This is a genomic window from Curtobacterium sp. VKM Ac-2852 (assembly GCF_013205045.1).
Taxonomy (GTDB): Bacteria; Actinomycetota; Actinomycetes; order Actinomycetales; family Microbacteriaceae; genus Curtobacterium; species Curtobacterium flaccumfaciens.
This window is the reverse complement of record NZ_JABMLI010000003.1, coordinates 229,234-245,559: the sequence shown is the minus strand read 5'-3', so window position 1 is coordinate 245,559 and position 16,326 is coordinate 229,234. Positions and strand designations below refer to the sequence as shown.

General features: G+C 71.6%; 14 protein-coding genes. 9 read left to right on the top strand and 5 right to left on the bottom strand.

Going from position 1 to position 16,326, the window contains the following annotated elements; genetic code table 11:
- Positions 1–14: 14 nt before the first annotated feature.
- From HQQ79_RS12240 to HQQ79_RS12230, 3 genes are read right to left on the bottom strand one after another with little or no spacing between them, the layout of a single operon-like run.
- Complete coding sequence (locus HQQ79_RS12240; protein WP_173034635.1) at positions 15–725, bottom strand: glycosyltransferase; 711 nt, start codon at positions 723–725, stop codon at positions 15–17.
- Complete coding sequence (locus HQQ79_RS12235; protein ID WP_367948096.1) at positions 722–2,077, bottom strand: PIG-L family deacetylase; 1,356 nt, start codon at positions 2,075–2,077, stop codon at positions 722–724. Before HQQ79_RS12235 ends, HQQ79_RS12240 begins: the two co-directional genes overlap by 4 nt.
- Positions 2,074–3,108: an acyl-CoA dehydrogenase family protein gene (locus tag HQQ79_RS12230; RefSeq protein WP_173034631.1), complete on the bottom strand. Its 1,035-nt coding sequence runs from the start codon at positions 3,106–3,108 to the stop codon at positions 2,074–2,076. Before HQQ79_RS12230 ends, HQQ79_RS12235 begins: the two co-directional genes overlap by 4 nt.
- A gap of 109 nt (positions 3,109–3,217) precedes the next feature.
- On the opposite strand from HQQ79_RS12230, the gene HQQ79_RS12225 reads away from it, so the two are divergent.
- The 4 genes from HQQ79_RS12225 to rplL all read left to right on the top strand — a co-directional run bounded on the left by HQQ79_RS12225 (position 3,218) and on the right by rplL (position 6,693).
- Positions 3,218–3,952 (top strand): response regulator transcription factor, encoded by a 735-nt coding sequence (locus HQQ79_RS12225; protein WP_197068690.1) that lies wholly within the window; start codon positions 3,218–3,220, stop codon positions 3,950–3,952.
- Positions 3,949–5,463, top strand: a complete 1,515-nt coding sequence (locus HQQ79_RS12220; RefSeq protein ID WP_216852498.1) for a HAMP domain-containing sensor histidine kinase — start codon at positions 3,949–3,951, stop codon at positions 5,461–5,463. The genes HQQ79_RS12225 and HQQ79_RS12220 overlap by 4 nt, the downstream gene beginning before the upstream one ends.
- 279 nt (positions 5,464–5,742) lie before the next feature.
- Entirely contained in the window at positions 5,743–6,258 is a 516-nt protein-coding gene (rplJ, locus tag HQQ79_RS12215; protein ID WP_017888663.1) for a 50S ribosomal protein L10, read from the top strand.
- A 51-nt stretch (positions 6,259–6,309) separates the two neighbouring features.
- A complete protein-coding gene (gene rplL, locus HQQ79_RS12210; RefSeq protein WP_027466380.1) occupies positions 6,310–6,693 on the top strand; it encodes a 50S ribosomal protein L7/L12 in 384 nt (127 codons plus the stop codon).
- Between the two features lie 163 nt (positions 6,694–6,856).
- Here the strand turns inward: rplL and HQQ79_RS12205 are convergent, their stop codons facing one another.
- Entirely contained in the window at positions 6,857–7,168 is a 312-nt protein-coding gene (locus tag HQQ79_RS12205; protein ID WP_173034629.1) for a hypothetical protein, read from the bottom strand.
- 797 nt (positions 7,169–7,965) lie between these two features.
- On the bottom strand, positions 7,966–9,390 hold the full coding sequence (locus HQQ79_RS12200) for an amino acid permease (RefSeq protein WP_173034627.1): 1,425 nt from the start codon (positions 9,388–9,390) through the stop codon (positions 7,966–7,968).
- Between the two features lie 126 nt (positions 9,391–9,516).
- Between HQQ79_RS12200 and HQQ79_RS12195 the strand changes: the two genes are divergently transcribed.
- From HQQ79_RS12195 to HQQ79_RS12175, 5 genes are all read left to right on the top strand, one after another.
- Positions 9,517–11,391: an ABC transporter ATP-binding protein gene (locus HQQ79_RS12195; protein ID WP_027466383.1), complete on the top strand. Its 1,875-nt coding sequence runs from the start codon at positions 9,517–9,519 to the stop codon at positions 11,389–11,391.
- 167 nt (positions 11,392–11,558) lie between these two features.
- Positions 11,559–12,923 carry a cystathionine beta-synthase gene (locus HQQ79_RS12190; RefSeq protein ID WP_027466384.1) on the top strand — a complete coding sequence of 455 codons (1,365 nt, stop codon included), beginning with the start codon at positions 11,559–11,561 and terminating at the stop codon, positions 12,921–12,923.
- 13 nt (positions 12,924–12,936) lie between these two features.
- Positions 12,937–14,082, top strand: a complete 1,146-nt coding sequence (locus tag HQQ79_RS12185; RefSeq protein WP_017888669.1) for a cystathionine gamma-synthase — start codon at positions 12,937–12,939, stop codon at positions 14,080–14,082.
- Between the two features lie 145 nt (positions 14,083–14,227).
- Positions 14,228–15,670 (top strand): MFS transporter, encoded by a 1,443-nt coding sequence (locus HQQ79_RS12180; RefSeq protein ID WP_173034625.1) that lies wholly within the window; start codon positions 14,228–14,230, stop codon positions 15,668–15,670.
- Between the two features lie 30 nt (positions 15,671–15,700).
- Positions 15,701–16,273 (top strand): substrate-binding domain-containing protein, encoded by a 573-nt coding sequence (locus HQQ79_RS12175; RefSeq protein ID WP_173034623.1) that lies wholly within the window; start codon positions 15,701–15,703, stop codon positions 16,271–16,273.
- Positions 16,274–16,326 lie beyond the last annotated feature (53 nt).

The following is a 16,326-nucleotide window of genomic DNA, read 5'->3' as shown; positions in this document are numbered from 1 at the left end:
CGACTAAGGGCGCATCAGCCGACGTCGCCGTACCGCTGGCGCAGGTGCTCCGCGTACCCGCCGGGGGTCCGGCCGGCGAAACGCCCGCTCGTCACCACCGGCAGGTCGACGGTGGCGTCCACCCGGAAGCCGAGCGCCCGCGCCCGGGCCACCAGCCGCGCGTCCTCGTGCTCGGGCACGGGGTCGAACCCGCCGAGGCTGACGTACGCCGCGGCGAGCACGCCGAGGTTCGCGCCGTGCACGTGGCCGAGGGCTGCACCGGGCGGGTGCGCCAGCGTCCAGCGGTCGAGCACCGCGGGCGCCAGGTCGTCCGGGTCGGGGACGACGGCGCCGACGAGTACCTGCGCGCCGGACGCCAGGGCGTCGCACTGCTGGACGAGCCACCGTTCGTGCACCCGGGAATCGGCGTCGGTGTGGGCGAGCCACCGGGCCGCCGGGTCGCCGTCGTGCGCACGGAGGGCGTGCGTCGCCCCGATGGTCCGTGCCCGACCGACCCCGACACGGTCCGTGGTCAGGACGTCGACCGGGTACCGCGCGACCACCGAAGCGGTGCCGTCCGTGCAGCCGTCGAGCACCACCGTGACGGCGGCGTCGACTCCGGGGCGCTCCGCGGCGAGCCGGTCGAGGGCCACCAGGAGCGCATCGAGGCACGCGGCGATCCGGTCCGCCTCGTCGTGCGCGGGGACGACGACGTCGATGCGTGCACGCGGTTCCGGTCGCGTCACCGGATGATCCCCTCGGCCCGGGCCACCGAGGTGACCGCCGGGCCGGGAAGGACACTCAGGACGAAGTCCTCCTCCACGTGCCGGAGCAGAGCCGGACGCGGCCATCGTTCGGTCAGCCGCGCGTCCACCGCGTCACCGCTCGACACGGCCTCGTCGTCGGGATGCCGCCAGTGGCAGGCCACGAGCACGCCGTCGTCATCGAGCGACCCGAGCACACGGTCGATCGTCGCGTCGAGGTCGGCGGGCGACAGGTAGTACCCGACCTCGGACATCACCACCAGGTCCCAGCGCCCGTCCGGCCACTCCGCCGGCAGGGCCGCCTGCACGAACCGCGCGGTCGGGGCACGGCGGGCAGCACGCTCCAGCGGTGCCGCCGAGATGTCGGTGCCGAGCACGTCGTCCGCGCGTTCGGCGAGGGCGGCCGTCAGGACCCCGGTGGCACAGCCGAGCTCGAGCGCCGACCGGTAGCGCGGGCGGGGGAGCGCCGTCAGCGTCACGGCACGCTTGCGCTGCTCGTACCAGGACCCGTCGAAGTCCCACCCCTCGGGCTTCCGGTCGTAGTGGGCGTCGAACGACTCGCGAGACCGCGACGGGGCGGGTCCCGGCGCGAAGAACCACTCCGTCGTCCGCAGGTGGTGGGCGGCGTGCCGGTCGTCGACGATCGCCTCGTCCCCCGGCGCGGGCGACAGGGGCCGGGTCTGCGACGGGTAGGCGTCGAGGGCGGCACGCTTCCGGGCGACGAGGTCGTCGGGCAGCGACAGGGCCCGGACGTCGTCCCACGGGGCGACGGAGCGGTCCGGGTCGTCCCAGTGCCAGGCCCAGACCGGGTACGCGAGCAGGTCGACGTCGGCGGCGCTCGCCGCGGCGGCCTCGGCGACCTCGCCGGCGATGCGGTGGTCGCGGTGCCCGTCCCCGCGCCACGGCGCGACGAGCAGCACGGGGCGGGCGGCGTCGGCGAGCACCGTGTCGAGTGTGTCGACGACATGGTCTCGGTGTTCGCGGGTCGCGCCGTCCGGGATCCCCGCCGAGGTCGACGTCACGTCGGGGTGCAGGGTGCGCAGGGCCGCCACGAACTCGTCGTCACGGGCGGCGGCGAGCGCCTCCGGGGTCGTCGTGGGGGAGTCCGGGTGGGAGCGCTCGCCGCGGGTGAGCAGCAGCACGTGCACGGGGACGCCGGCCGCTGCAGCTGCCGCGATCAGCCCACCGGCGCCGAGGGTCTCGTCGTCGGGGTGGGGCGCGACGACCACCACCGATCCGGTGCCGGCCAGGTCGATCGCCGGTGCGTCCAGGCCGTCGAGGAACCCCGTCCACGCCGCCGGGTCGGTGCCCGGCTCACGGTGGTCGAAGCTCACCACGCGACACCGCCCCGCTCGAGCACCATGCGGCCGATGCGGGCGAGGTCGCGGGCGCCGTGGTCCTGCAGGACGTAGAGCTCGAGGTCGGCGACGCGCGCGGCGACGGCGGGGTCGGCGGTCAGCGGAGCCGGGCCGATGGTGGCGACCACCCGCTCGCGCACGGCGTCGACCGATCGGCGCACCCGAGACCGGACGGTCTGGGCGAGCAACCGCCAGTCGGTGTCGTCGGAACCCGGGTCGGACCCGTCGATCCGGGCGGCGGCGTCGGCGAGGGCGTCCTCGGCGTCGGCGAGGTCGGCCACGGTGGCGCCGAGGGCGGCCTGCAGCAGCTCGGACTCCGGGTGCGCGGCCGCGGTCTCGCGGAGCACCCGGGCGAGCCCGAGCGCACCGCCCCACCAGCAGGCCGCGACGCCGATGCCGCCCCAGGCGAAGCCGGGACGGCCGAGGTACCAACCGGGAGCGCCGACGGCTCGTGCCCGGACGCCGTCGAAGTCGACCGGTCCGCTCGGCACGTCCGGCAGGCCGCGTGCGACCCAGGCGTCGTCGTGCACGATGACGCCGGGCTGTCGCAGGTCCACGGCGGCGAGGACCCGCTCGTCGCCCAGGTGCGCGGTGACCAGGGCGTGCGAGAGCGTCGAGGCGAGCGAGCACCACGGCTTCGTGCCGTGCAGCAGGACCGTGCCGTCGTGCTGGGGCGCGGCATCGAGCCGGAGGCCCGGGCCCTCGGCGGCGAAGACACCCCAGGTCGAGCCGTCCGCGGCGTCGACGCCGGCCTGTGCCAGGATCCCGAGCGCGTCCAGGTGCGGTTCGACGGTGCGGGCGGTGGCGACGTCCGCCGCGGCGACCGCGGCGAGCGTGCCGAAGAACCCGCCGGCCGTCCCGGCGGACAGGGGTGGGGTGGTGGCGGCGACCGCTCGCGCGACCGCGAGGCGGTCCGTCGGTGTCGAGCCGGGCCTCCCGGTCGTCCGTTCGATCCGCGCGGTGTCCAGGTGCCGGGCCGACGGGGGCCAGGCTGCAGATCGCAACATGCTCCCAACGTACGGAGCGGCACACGTGGACGTGTCCTCGATCCACAGAACGCACTGGGCCGTGCCACAGACGACTCATAGGAACTTCTCGATACTCGAAGACGTGACCATCTCCCAGCCCGCAGCAGCCCCGCGCCTCACGCGTGCCGACGGAACCCCGTTGCGCATCCTCGTCGTCGACGACGAAGCCAGCCTCACCGACCTGTTGTCCATGGCGCTCCGCTACGAGGGCTGGGACGTCAAGAGCGCGAACGGCGGCCAGGACGCCCTGACGACCGCGCGGGAGTTCAAGCCAGACGCGATGGTGCTCGACGTGATGATGCCGGACCTCGACGGGCTGCAGGTGCTCAGCCGGCTGCGGCAGAACAACGACGACACCCCGGTGCTGTTCCTCACCGCGAAGGACTCCGTCGAGGACCGTGTGACCGGGCTCACCGCGGGCGGCGACGACTACGTCACCAAGCCGTTCTCCCTCGAGGAGGTCGTGGCGCGTCTGCGCGGGCTCATCCGCCGCTCGCAGATCTCGATCTCCGAGGCCGGTGACTCCCGCATCGTCGTCGGCGACCTGGTGCTCGACGAGGAGTCGTACGAGGTGCACCGTGCAGGCCGGCCCATCGAGCTGACCGCCACCGAGTTCGAGCTGCTCCGGTTCCTGATGCGCAACCCCCGCCGGGTGCTCTCGAAGGCGCAGATCCTGGACCGCGTGTGGTCGTACGACTTCGGCGGCAAGTCGTCGGTCGTCGAGATCTACATCTCCTACCTGCGCAAGAAGATCGACGCCGGCGAGACCCCGATGATCCACACGGTGCGCGGCGTCGGGTACGTCATCAAGCCGACCTCGTGACCCTGCGGCGCCGGCTCGTCCTGAGCATCGTCGCCCTCGTCGTCGCCGTCAGCGCGGTGATCGGGGCGGCCAGCATCATCGCGCTCGCCTCGATCCAGACCAGCGCGATCGACAAGCAGATCACGAGCGCCACCCACCGGGCGCAGCGGTACCTGCAGCAGAACCAGTCGGGGCAGCCGAGCATCGACCTGTCCCGACCGTCCGGGCAGGCCGCCGGAACCCTGACCGCGTACTTCGTCGACGGGCAGGTCGTCATCGCGAACGTGCTCGACGACTACGGCCGCCCGAGCGGGGTCCCGCAGACGAGCGCCGAGGCACTGGGGTCCGTCCGCGTGGACGCCGACCCGGAGACGATCGACCTCGGCTCGGACGTCGGGCGGTACCGCCTCGCCGCCGTCAACGTCGGCCCGGCCGTCCTGGTCGTGGGGCTCCCGATGGCCCCCGTCTACGACAGCGTCTGGAAGCTCTTCGGGGTCGTCCTCGCCGTCGTGGCGACCGCACTGGTCGCCGGTTCGGTCGTCGCCGCGTTCGTGGTCCGGCAGTCGCTCCGACCGCTCGAGCGCGTCGCGGAGACCGCGTCCACCGTCGCGCGCATGCCGCTCGACCGCAGCGACGCCCTCGACGGTGTCCGCGTGCCCGACACCGACCCCCGAACCGAGGTCGGCCGGGTCGGCAGCGCGTTCAACCGCATGCTCGGGCACATCGGCAGTGCGATGCAGGCCCGGGAACGCTCGGAGCAGAAGGTGCGGCAGTTCGTCGCCGACGCCTCGCACGAGCTCCGGACCCCGCTCGCCTCGGTGCGCGGGTACGCCGAGCTCACCCGGCGCATGGGCGGCGACCTGCCGAAGGACGTCGTCTACGCGATGAGCCGTATCGAGTCCGAGTCCATCCGGATGACCTCGATGGTGGAGGACCTGCTGCTCCTCGCCCGGCTCGACGAAGGCCGCGAGATCCAGTTCGCCGAGGTCGACCTGACCGGCCTGGTGCTCGACGCGGTGAACGACGCACACGCCGCCTCGCCGGAACACCCCATCGAGGTCGACGTCCCGCCGGAGCCGGTGACCATCACGGGCGACGCCGCACGCCTGCACCAGGTCATCGTGAACCTCGTCACCAACGCCCGGACCCACACGCCCGAGGGCACCCGCATCACGGTGGGCCTCGCCCCGGTCGACGGCGGAGTCGACCTGACCGTGCGCGACACCGGCCAGGGGATCGACCCGGAGTTCCTGCCGAAGCTGTTCGAGCGCTTCGCCCGGGCCGACAGCTCGCGGTCCCGCACGGTCGGTTCGACCGGCCTCGGGCTCGCCATCGTGGACGCGGTGGTGCAGGCGCACGGTGGCCGGGTCGAGGTCACGAGCGAGCCGGGAGACACCGTGTTCACGGTGCACCTTCCGAGCGACCCTGCTGCGGCTGCCGCCGCGGCAGGGGCTGTCGCGTCGTCGTCGGCTGACCCTGCCGGGTCCGCGGACTGGTCGGCGACACCCGCTGCGGTGGACCGTACCCACTGACGGTCGGGAGGCGCGGGGCGGGGCCGCCCCGTGCCTCCAGTGTGGTGTTTGGTGACGCCCACGGCGTCTGGTACAGTTCTCGAAGCCAAAGACCGCCGGATGTCGTGCTGCTCGCAACGTGTTTGTGAACATCGTGACCGAAGGTCCTCACTCGTGAGGCATCCCGCGCAGGTGTTCCGAACCACTCCCACCATCTGGTGAGAGCAGCTCCGAGCCTCTGCGCCGGAGCTTTTTTCGTTCGTGGACCTGGGGCTGCCGGCAAGACCCCCAAGGAGAACCATGGCGAACAAGGAAGCTGCGGTCGCCGAGCTCACGGAGTCCTTCCGTAGCTCGAACGCCGTTCTGCTCACCGAGTACCGCGGTCTCACGGTCGCGCAGCTCAAGGAGCTCCGCAACTCGATCCGTGAGCACGCCACGTACGCCGTGGTGAAGAACACGCTGACCAAGATCGCGGCGAACAACGCCGGCATCTCGTCGTTCGACGACGAGCTCGCCGGTCCGTCCGCTCTCGCCTTCGTCCACGGTGACACCGTCGCCGTCGCGAAGTCGCTGCGTGCATTCGCCAAGGCGAACCCCGAGCTCGTGGTGAAGGGCGGTTACTTCGACGGTAACCCGCTCACCGCGACCGAGGTGGACAAGCTCGCCGACCTCGAGTCCCGTGAAGTGCTGCTCGGCAAGCTCGCCGGCGCACTCAAGGCCTCGCTGTTCGGTGCTGCGTACCTGTTCCAGGCACCCCTCTCGCAGGCCGTCCGCACCGTGGACGCCCTTCGCGAGAAGCAGGAGTCCGCGGCCTGATCAGGCTCGCGTTCATCAACCACACGTACTAGCTAGTAGTAGGAGAAAATCATGGCGAAGCTTTCGCAGGACGAGCTCATCGAGGCCTTCAAGGAGCTCACGCTCATCGAGCTCTCGGACTTCGTGAAGAAGTTCGAAGAGGTCTTCGAGGTCACCGCGGCCGCCCCGGTCGCCGCTGCCGCCCCCGCCGGCGCAGCTGCTCCGGCCGAGGCCGCTGAGGAGAAGACCGAGTTCGACGTCATCCTCAAGTCCGCTGGTGACAAGAAGATCCAGGTCATCAAGGAGGTCCGTGGCCTGACGTCGCTCGGCCTCGGTGAGGCCAAGGCGCTCGTCGAGACCGCCGACGCCAAGATCCTCGAGGGTGCGAACAAGGAGACCGCCGACAAGGCGAAGGCGACCCTCGAGGCCGCTGGCGCCACGATCGAGCTCGCGTAGTCTCGACCGTTCCGGTCACGAAGGCCGCTGCCCCTCGGGGCGGCGGCCTTCGTCGTGTGCGGGGGGGGGGCTTTCGCCGAGACTCGGCTGAGCGGGCATCTTGCCGGCCTCTGAAGCGGCAAGTTGTCCGTTGGGCCGAGACTCGACCCGCCGCAGGAGCTGCTCACGGAGTGATGACCACCTCGTGCGATCGAAGCAGCGCACGAAACCGGTCGAGGCTCTCGAGGTGCCACCAGGTCACTCGGATGACGGACCGAACTTCTCGGCGGGTACGAATGCGGTCCTCGCGGCGCTTCTCCTGCCAGAGGACGTCGCCGGGATCGCGACCGGCGAGCATCTCGCGGTCGACGTACTTCTGCTTGCCATCGAACTCGACCACGACTCCGGCGTCGGGCAACCAGAAGTCGACGCGGTCGCGGAACCCGTTCGTGACGAACTCATGCTGCGGGTGGATGTTGGTCACTCCCAGTTGCACGAGTCGGATCGAAGAGTAGGACTCACCGGGTGACTCGTGTGCCGGATGGAGTGCAGCGGCGACGAGCCGAGCCCTCCGGCCACCACGCGATGCGGGCGGCGGCAGGTGCTCCTCGAACACCTTCCTGTCGATCGCCTTCGTGCGTACCGCGTGGTCGATGGCGACGGAGGCTACCGCCGGGTCGCACGTTCGCGCGACGGCCATCGCCGTTCCGAGCGCATCGACCACGGGGACTCCGTCGAATCGGCTGGGGCCGAGGCACAGGCCAGCGGGGTCGATGCCGTGTCGAATGAGCCCGACCCGGTGTTCGACACCGTCCAGCTCCCAGTCGACGACGTGGATCCGCTCCGGAGCCGGCCCGATCAACGGCCAGCCATGGATGAGTGCAGCCGTGACGTGGGAGAACGCGCTGGTCGGACTCAGGGCGGGAGTGACAGCCCAAGCCATGGCGAGGTGCTTGTCCGACGTGTCGAGTGAATCCCACACCCGCTTGTCCAGGTAGACACCCGCACGGAGCCGGACGACTCGCCCTGCGGCATGGAGCCGTCGGAGTTGTCGTGCTCCCGACGGATCCGACGGCTCGGCGCGGAGGAGATCGGGCCGGGTCCGGTGCAGTTGCATGATGCGAGTGTGCAGACTCGGATCTGTGCCGTGTGCCCTCCGGTGCAATCTGTGGAGAGCGGGAGTGCACGACTGTCTCGAGGAAGGTGCCGAGTCTCGTCTGGGCAGACACTTTCGCGCCTTCGTGTGCAGTGAAGAGTCCGCCTGGCCGAGACTCGGCGCGCACGGCGAGCGCGTCAGCGCAGGGTGCTGTGGCGGCGGCCGTAGGCCAGGTAGAGCAGGGCGCCGGCGACCATCCAGATGCCGAAGGCGATCCAGGTGGTGGCGCCGAGGAACACCGCGAGCAGCACGCAGCTCAGGGTGCCGAGGATCGGCACGACGGGGAACAGCGGCACCCGGTACGAGCGCTCCAGGTCGGGCTGCGAGCGGCGGAGCACGATGACGGACACGTTCACCAGGGCGAAGGCGACGAGGGTGCCGATGCTCGTGGCGTCGGCGAGTTCACCGAGGGGCACGAGCGCGGCGACGATCGTCACGGCGATGCCGATGATGAGCGTGTTCGCGATCGGGGTGCCGGTGCGACGGGAGACCCGCCCGAAGACCTTCGGTACCAGGCCGTCGCGGGACATCGTGAGCAGGATGCGGGTCTGACCGTACAGGACGGTGAGGACGACACTGGCGATGGCGACGACGGCGCCGATCGAGAACACGAGGGCGACGAGCGGCTGCCCCGTGACGTCGACGACGATGCGGACGAGTGACGCTTCGGACGACGAGAACGCCGTCCACGAGCGGGCACCGACGGCGGCGATCGCGACGAGGATGTACAGCGCGGTGATGAGTGCGATCGAGCCGATGATCGCCCGGGGCAGGTCGCGGCGGGGGTTCTTCGCCTCTTCACCGGCGGTCGAGGCGGCGTCGAAGCCGATGTACGAGAAGAACAGCCGTGACGCGGCGGCGGTGACCCCGGCGGCGCCCATCGGTGCGAGCGGCTCGAAGTTCTGCGCCCGGAACGCCGTGAACGCCACGACGACGAAGAAGACCAGCAGGGCGATCTTCACGATCACCATGACCGTGTTCACCCAGGCGCTCTCGCGGGCACCGGGCAGCAGCACGACGGTGGCGAGCAGGACCAGGACCGCCGCGGGCAGGTTGACCACGCCGCCGTCGACCGGGGGAGCGGCGAGCGCGGTGGGCAGGTGCAGGCCGAACACGCGGAGGGTCTCGTCGACGTACTCGCTGGCACCCACCGCGACCGCGGCCACCGAGACGGCGTACTCGAGCACGAGGCACCAGCCGCAGATCCAGGCGATGCCCTCGCCCATCGTGGCGTACGTGTACGAGTAGCTGGACCCCGAGGTCGGGACGGCGCCTGCCATCTCGGCGTAGGAGAGCGCGGACAGCAGCGCGGCGATCCCCGCGACGACGAACGAGATCCAGACGGCGGGACCGGCGAGCGGGACCGCGGTGCCGAGGACGACCAGGATGCCGGTGCCGAGCGTGGCCCCGACGCTGATCATCGTCAGCTGCCAGACCCCGAGCGATCGGCGGAGGGGTTCACCGTTGACACCTCGGGAGGCTTCGGCCTGCAGCTGCTCGATCGGCTTGCGGCGGGCGAGCTGCGCCCCCAGGGACGTGGGACGTGACGGCGCGGACGACATGGGACCTCGGTGGTGCGGGGACGGGGACGGCACATGCTCGCACGCCCCCTGAACGGGGTCAAATACTGCGGTGCTGTGGAGCGGGCGGTCGATGTCCGAGCGCGGGGCTACGGTGGCTCCATGAGCATGGGACACGGCGGGCGAGGCGGCGGTCCGCGCGGGGGTGGGCGCATCTCGAGCGGCGACTTCCGCGCGCAGAAGGCCGCCAACGCCGAGGCGCCGAGGATCCCGCACCTGGTCCGGCGCATCGCCGCGCTGTTCGAGCCGCACCGTCGGGCGATCATGCTCACGGTCGTCCTCGTGCTGATCGGTGCGGCCATCTCGGTCGTGCCGCCACTGCTCACCCAGCAGGCGTTCGACCGTGGCCTGTTCCCGCCGTCGGGCCGCCCGGACGTCCCGGTGCTGATCGAGCTCGTGTCCGCGATGGTCCTGCTCTGGATCGCGAGCGCCGGGGTCGGCGTCTGGCAGACGTACCTGACCGCGACGGTCGGCAACAAGGTCATGGGGGCGATGCGGATGCGCCTGTTCGCGCACCTGCAGCGGATGGAACTGGCGTTCTTCACCCGCACCAAGACCGGCGTCATCCAGTCACGCCTGCAGAACGACGTGGGCGGCGTGGCGAGCGTCCTGAACAACACGATCTCGTCGGTGCTCGGCAACACCGTGACCGTGATCGCCGCCGTGGTCGCGATGCTCCTGCTGAGCTGGCAGATGACGCTGGTCGCCGTCGTCCTGCTGCCGCTGCTCGTGATCGCGCAGCGCCGCGTCGGCCAGGTCCGCGCCCGCATCGCCGCGCAGACGCAGGAGTCGCTGTCCGACATGACGGCCATCACGCAAGAGGCGCTGAGCGTCTCCGGCATCCTGCTCGCGAAGAGCTTCAACCAGCAGGCCAGCGAGACCCGCCGCTACGGGGACGAGAACCGCAACCAGATCACCCTGCAGGTGCGCCAGCAGATGTCCGGGCAGTGGTTCTTCGCGATCGTGCAGATCTTCCTGTCGATCATCCCGGCGATCATCTACGTCGTCGCCGCGTACCTGATCATCGGCGACGTCCCGATCACGGCCGGGACGATCGTCGCGTTCACGACGGTGCAGTCCCGGCTCCTGTTCCCGACGGTCGGGCTGCTGCGCGTGGTCCTCGACCTGCAGACCTCCGGTGCGCTCTTCGCCCGCATCTTCGAGTACTTCGACCTCAAGCCGGCCATCACCGACTCGCCGACCGCCCGGCCCGTGGACGAGTCGAAGGTCGGCCACGTCGCCTTCGACGACGTCGTCTTCACCTACCCCGACGGCGAAGCCGACAAGCCGACCCTGCGCGGGGTGTCGTTCGAGCTGCGCCCCGGGCAGTTCGCGGCCTTCGTCGGTCCCTCCGGCGCGGGCAAGACGACAGTGTCCTACCTGGTGCCCCGGCTGTACGAGGCGACCGAGGGATCGGTACGGTTCGCCGGGCAGGACGTCCGCGACCTGGTGCACGAGGACCTGATGCGGCACGTCGGCATCGTCAGCCAGGAGACGTACCTGTTCCACGCCACGATCGGCGAGAACCTGCGGTACGCCAAGCCCGACGCCACCGACGACGAGCTCGAGCGTGCGGCCCGTGCGGCGAACATCCACGACACGATCGCGTCGTTCCCGGACGGCTACGACACCGTCGTCGGGGAGCGCGGCTACCGCCTGTCCGGTGGTGAGAAGCAGCGCATCGCCATCGCCCGGGTCATGCTGAAGGACCCGCCGGTGCTCGTCCTCGACGAGGCCACCAGCGCGCTCGACTCCATCTCGGAGCACGTCGTGCAGACGGCGCTCGACACGGCGGCGGCCGGCCGGACCACCATCTCCATCGCGCACCGGCTGTCGACGATCCGCGACGCCGACGTCATCTTCGTCCTCGACCACGGCCAGATCGTCGAGCAGGGCACGCACGACGAACTCCTCGCCCTCGACGGCACGTACGCGCAGCTGCACCGACAGCAGAACTCGTCGGCGGACGTCGTCCGCCCCTGACGGTCGCGACCGAGCGCCGGACAGGAGGCCCGTGGCGGCGTCCGCACGGGCCTCCCGTCCGGCGCGCAGCGCGACCAGGGCTCGCCGTCCGCCGCGGGATGCCGGGGCGCTGTCCGCACACGACACATCCCAGCGGGACGCGGGGACCGCGTCCTAGACTCGACGGCGTGCGTTACGCGAACTCCGTCGTCGACCTCGTCGGCGACACCCCGCTCGTCAAGCTCAACCGGGTGACCGAGGGGGTGCGGGCGACCATCCTCGTGAAGGTCGAGTACCTGAACCCCGGGGGGTCGTCGAAGGACCGCATCGCCACCCGGATCATCGACGCGGCCGAGGCCTCTGGCGACCTGCGCCCCGGCGGCACCATCGTCGAACCGACCTCCGGCAACACCGGCGTCGGTCTGGCCCTGGTCGCACAGCAGCGCGGCTACCGGTGCGTCTTCGTGCTGCCCGACAAGGTCGGCGAGGACAAGCGCAACGTGCTGACGGCGTACGGCGCCGAGATCGTCGTGACCCCGACCGCGGTCGCGCCGGAGCACCCCGAGTCCTACTACTCGGTGTCGGACCGGCTCGTGCAGGAGATCCCCGGCGCCTACAAGCCGAACCAGTACGCGAACCCGAACGGTCCCCGCAGCCACTACGAGACCACCGGTCCGGAGATCTGGCGCGACACCGAGGGGCAGATCACCCACTTCGTCGCGGGCGTCGGCACCGGCGGCACGATCTCGGGCACCGGACGGTACCTGAAGGAGGCGTCCGACGGCGGCGTCCGCATCGTCGGGGCCGACCCCGAGGGCTCCGTCTACTCCGGCGGCACCGGTCGCCCGTACCTGGTCGAGGGCGTCGGCGAGGACTTCTGGCCGAGCGCGTACGACGCCGGCGTGCCGGACGAGATCATCGCCGTGTCGGACGCCGATTCCTTCGCGATGACCCGGCGCCTGGCGCGTGAAGAAGGACTGCTCGTCGGCGGCTCGAGCGGCATGGCCGTCGTCGCGGCGCTCCGCGCGGCCCGTGACCTGACCGAGGACGACGTCGTCGTCGTGCTGCTGCCGGACGGCGGCCGCGGCTACCTCGGCAAGATCTTCAACGACCGGTGGATGCGCTCCTACGGCTTCGCCGAGACCGACGACGAGCGCACCGTCGGCTCGCTCATCGCCGGCAAGGACGGCCGCCTGCCCGACCTGGTGCACGCGCACCCGGCGGACACCGTGCGCGACGTCGTCGACATCATGACCAAGTACGGCGTCTCGCAGATGCCGGTGCTCAGCGCGGAGCCGCCCGTCGTCATCGGCGAGGTCGTCGGCGCCGTCGAGGAGAAGGCACTGCTCGAGCAGGTCTTCACCGGCACCGCGAAGATGTCGGACGCGCTCACCGGCTTCGTCGGCGACCCGCTGCCGCTCATCGGCGTCGGCGAGTCGGTCTCCGCGGCACGTCGTGCGCTCGAGTCGGCCGACGCGCTCCTCGTCGTCGAGGACGGCAAGCCCGTCACCGTGCTGACCCGGCACGACCTCCTCACCTACCTCTCCGAGTAAGGAACCACCGAGCATGACCGAGTTCAGCACCCGGGCCGTCCACGCCGGCCAGGAGCCCGACGAGACCACCGGCGCCGTCATCCCGCCGATCCACCTGACGTCGACGTACGTGCAGGACGGCGTCGGCGGCATGCGCAACGGCTACGAGTACTCGCGCGCCGGCAACCCGACGCGCGACTCGCTGCAGGTGCTCCTCGCCGACCTCGACGGGGGCGTCGCGGCGTCGTCGTTCGCGTCCGGGCTCGCCGCCGAGGACGCCCTGCTCCGCGCCGCGCTGGTCCCCGGTGGCCGTGTCGTGATGGGCAACGACGTGTACGGCGGCACCCACCGCCTGGTGAGTCGTCTGCACGTTCCGTGGGGTGTCGAGCTCGTCGTCGTCGACATGAGCGACCTCGACCAGGTCCGCGCGGCACTGCAGGGGGCCCCGGCCACCACGGTGCTGTGGGTCGAGACGCCGACGAACCCGCTCATGAAGATCGCCGACATCGCCGCGCTCGCGACCCTCGGGCACGAGTCGGGCGCCCTGGTGGTCGTCGACAACACGTTCGCGTCGCCGTACCTGCAGCAGCCGCTGTCGCTCGGCGCCGACGTCGTCGTGTACTCGACCACGAAGTACCTCGGCGGACACTCCGACGTCGTCGGCGGAGCCGTCGTGCTCGCGGACGAGGAGCTCGCGGCGAAGGTGCAGTTCCTGCAGTTCGGCGCGGGTGCGATCTCGTCGCCGTTCGACGCCTACCTGACCACTCGTGGCATCAAGACGCTCGCGGTGCGGATGGAGCGGCACTCGCGGAACGCGCAGGCCGTCGCCGAGGCGCTCGTCGTCGCGCCCGGCGTCGAGCGCGTCTACTACCCGGGCCTGCCCGACCACCCGGGGCACGACGTCGCCGCCCGCCAGATGCGTGGCTTCGGCGGGATGCTCTCGGTCGCGCTGTCCGGCGGCGCCGAGGCCGCGAAGCGGTTCGCGGAGTCGACGGAGCTGTTCGCCCTGGCCGAGTCGCTCGGTGGCGTGGAGTCGCTCATCGGGTACCCGAGCGAGATGACCCACGCGTCGGTCAAGGGCACCGAGCTGGCCGTGCCGGAGAACGTCGTGCGGCTGTCGGTCGGCATCGAGGACGCCGGCGACCTGGTGGCGGACCTGGAGCAGGCGCTGACGCGCTGACGCGTGGCCCGGTGACGCGGACCGCTGACGCGGGACCGCTGACGCGGACCGCTGACGCGGGACCGCTGACGCGGGACCGCTGACGCGGGACCGTTGACGCGGGACCGCTGCCACACCGTCACCCCTCGCCCCTACGATGTCGTAGGTGAGCACAACGGCGTCGCGGACCAGCCTGCTGAGCGGGCCGTACGCCCTCGCGACGATCGGCATGGTCGCGATCGTCGGCGTCGCGGCGTTCCAGAACCTGGCGATGACGACGATCATGCCGGTGATCAGCCGCGACCTCGACGGCGAGACCCTGTACGCGCTCGCCTTCGCCGCCCCGCTCGCCGCCGGCGTGCCGGGGATGGTGCTCGCCGGCAACTGGACCGATCGCGCCGGTGGCCGGATCGTGGCGTGGGTGTCGGCGACGTTCTTCGCGGTGGGGACCGCCGTGGTCATGCTCGCGCCGACCATGGAGGTGTTCCTGGCCGGCCGGCTCATCGAGGGGTTCGGTGCCGGGGCCATCGACGTGGTGCTCTACGTGCTCGTCGCCCGGATCTTCCCCGCCGAGCTGCACGGACCGGTGTTCGCCGGGTTCGCCGCGGCCTGGGTCGTGCCGGCGTTGATCGGCCCCGCCCTGGCCGGCATCGTCACCGACACCTGGAACTGGCACTGGGTGTTCGCCGGGGCGCTGGCGATCGCGCTGGTCGCCTTCGCCCTGCTCGTGCCGACCCTCGGCCGGGTGCACGCCCCGGCCGCGTCGCTCCGCCCGCCGTGGCAGCGGGTCCGGATCGGCTGGTCGGTGGCCGCTGCCGTGTCGATCCTGCTGCTCAACGTCGCGCCCGACCTGGCCCCGTGGGGCATGGTCGCGGCGGTGCTCGTCGGGTTGGTCGGCACCTGGTTCGCCCTGCGGCCGCTGCTGCCGACCGGCACGTTCCGGGCCGCGGCCGGGCTGCCGTCGGTCGTGCTGCTGCGCGGGCTCGTCGCCGCGTCGTTCTTCGGGACCGAGGCGTACGTGCCGTTCCTGCTGCAGGCCGAACACGGGTTGTCACCGTCCGCTGCGGGGCTGGCCCTGACGGTGGCGGCACTCAGCTGGGCTGCTTCGAGCTGGGCGCACGGTCGTCTGGGGGAACAGCGGCTCACCGCCCGTCGCACCTTCGGGGTCGGGCTGACGCTGGTGCTCGTCAGCCTGGTGACCGCGCTCGCGGTCGCGACGTTCGACCTGTCGTGGTGGGTGCTGGTCGCCGGCTGGTTCGTCGGTGGCGCGGGCATGGGCGCGATCTACCCGCGCGCCTCGATGCTGACCCTGCGGTTCTCCGGCGAGGGCGACGACGGCTTCGCGAGTTCGGCCTTGACGATCGCGGACGCCGCGGGCAGCGTGATCGGTCTCGCGGTGACCGGCCTGCTCTTCACCGCGACCGGTGGTGCCGACGGCACGGTGTCGTTCCCCCTGGTCTTCGCGGCGATGATCGGTTTCGCTGCGCTGGCGATCTCGGCCGTCCGACGGCTCGGCCCCGTGCCGGCGCCGGCGACGACGGCCCCGGTCGGCCCGGGCGGATCCGTCCCGTCGCGGACTCCGTCGTCGCACGGCCCGGCCGCCGGGTAGCGTGGCAGACCGGACCGAAGAGGAGACCCCGTGCTGCGCATCGTCGCCGTGACCGTCGCCCTGGCGGCGGCCCTGACCCTGGCCGGGTGCCAGGGCACGACGTCGGCTGCCCCCACACCGGTGCAGAGCACCGACCTGACGAGCTCCGACGGCGGTTTCGACCAGCAGGCCGTGATCGGTGTCGTCCTGCTCCAGGACGACGCGGCCCTCGCCGACCGGCTCCGCACCGACCTGACCGACGCCGGGTTCCGGCCCGACGTCCGGGTCGCCCCGGCATCGGGCGCTGCGGCGTCACAGCAGACCGCGGTCGCCCAGCTCGTGCGCAAGGGCGCCAAGGCCCTGCTCGTGCACGCGGCCCGACCGTCCGCCCTGACCGGTGTGATCCAGACAGCCCACGACGCCGGGGTCGTGGTGGTGTCCCTCGGCGACCCGCTGCCCGCCGCCGGCACCGGTGGGGACGGGGTCTCCGCCGACTACCGCGTGCCGTCGGAGGGCGACGACGCGGACGTCGCTGCCACCGCGGTCGAGGTCGTGCAGTCCCTGCAGCGCGGCGAGAAGCCGGAGACCGACCCGTCGGACGGCGACACGACCGACGCCGAGTAGGCACGCGCAGCACGCGCAGCACGCACAGCACGAGCAGCACGAGCACGGCAGCA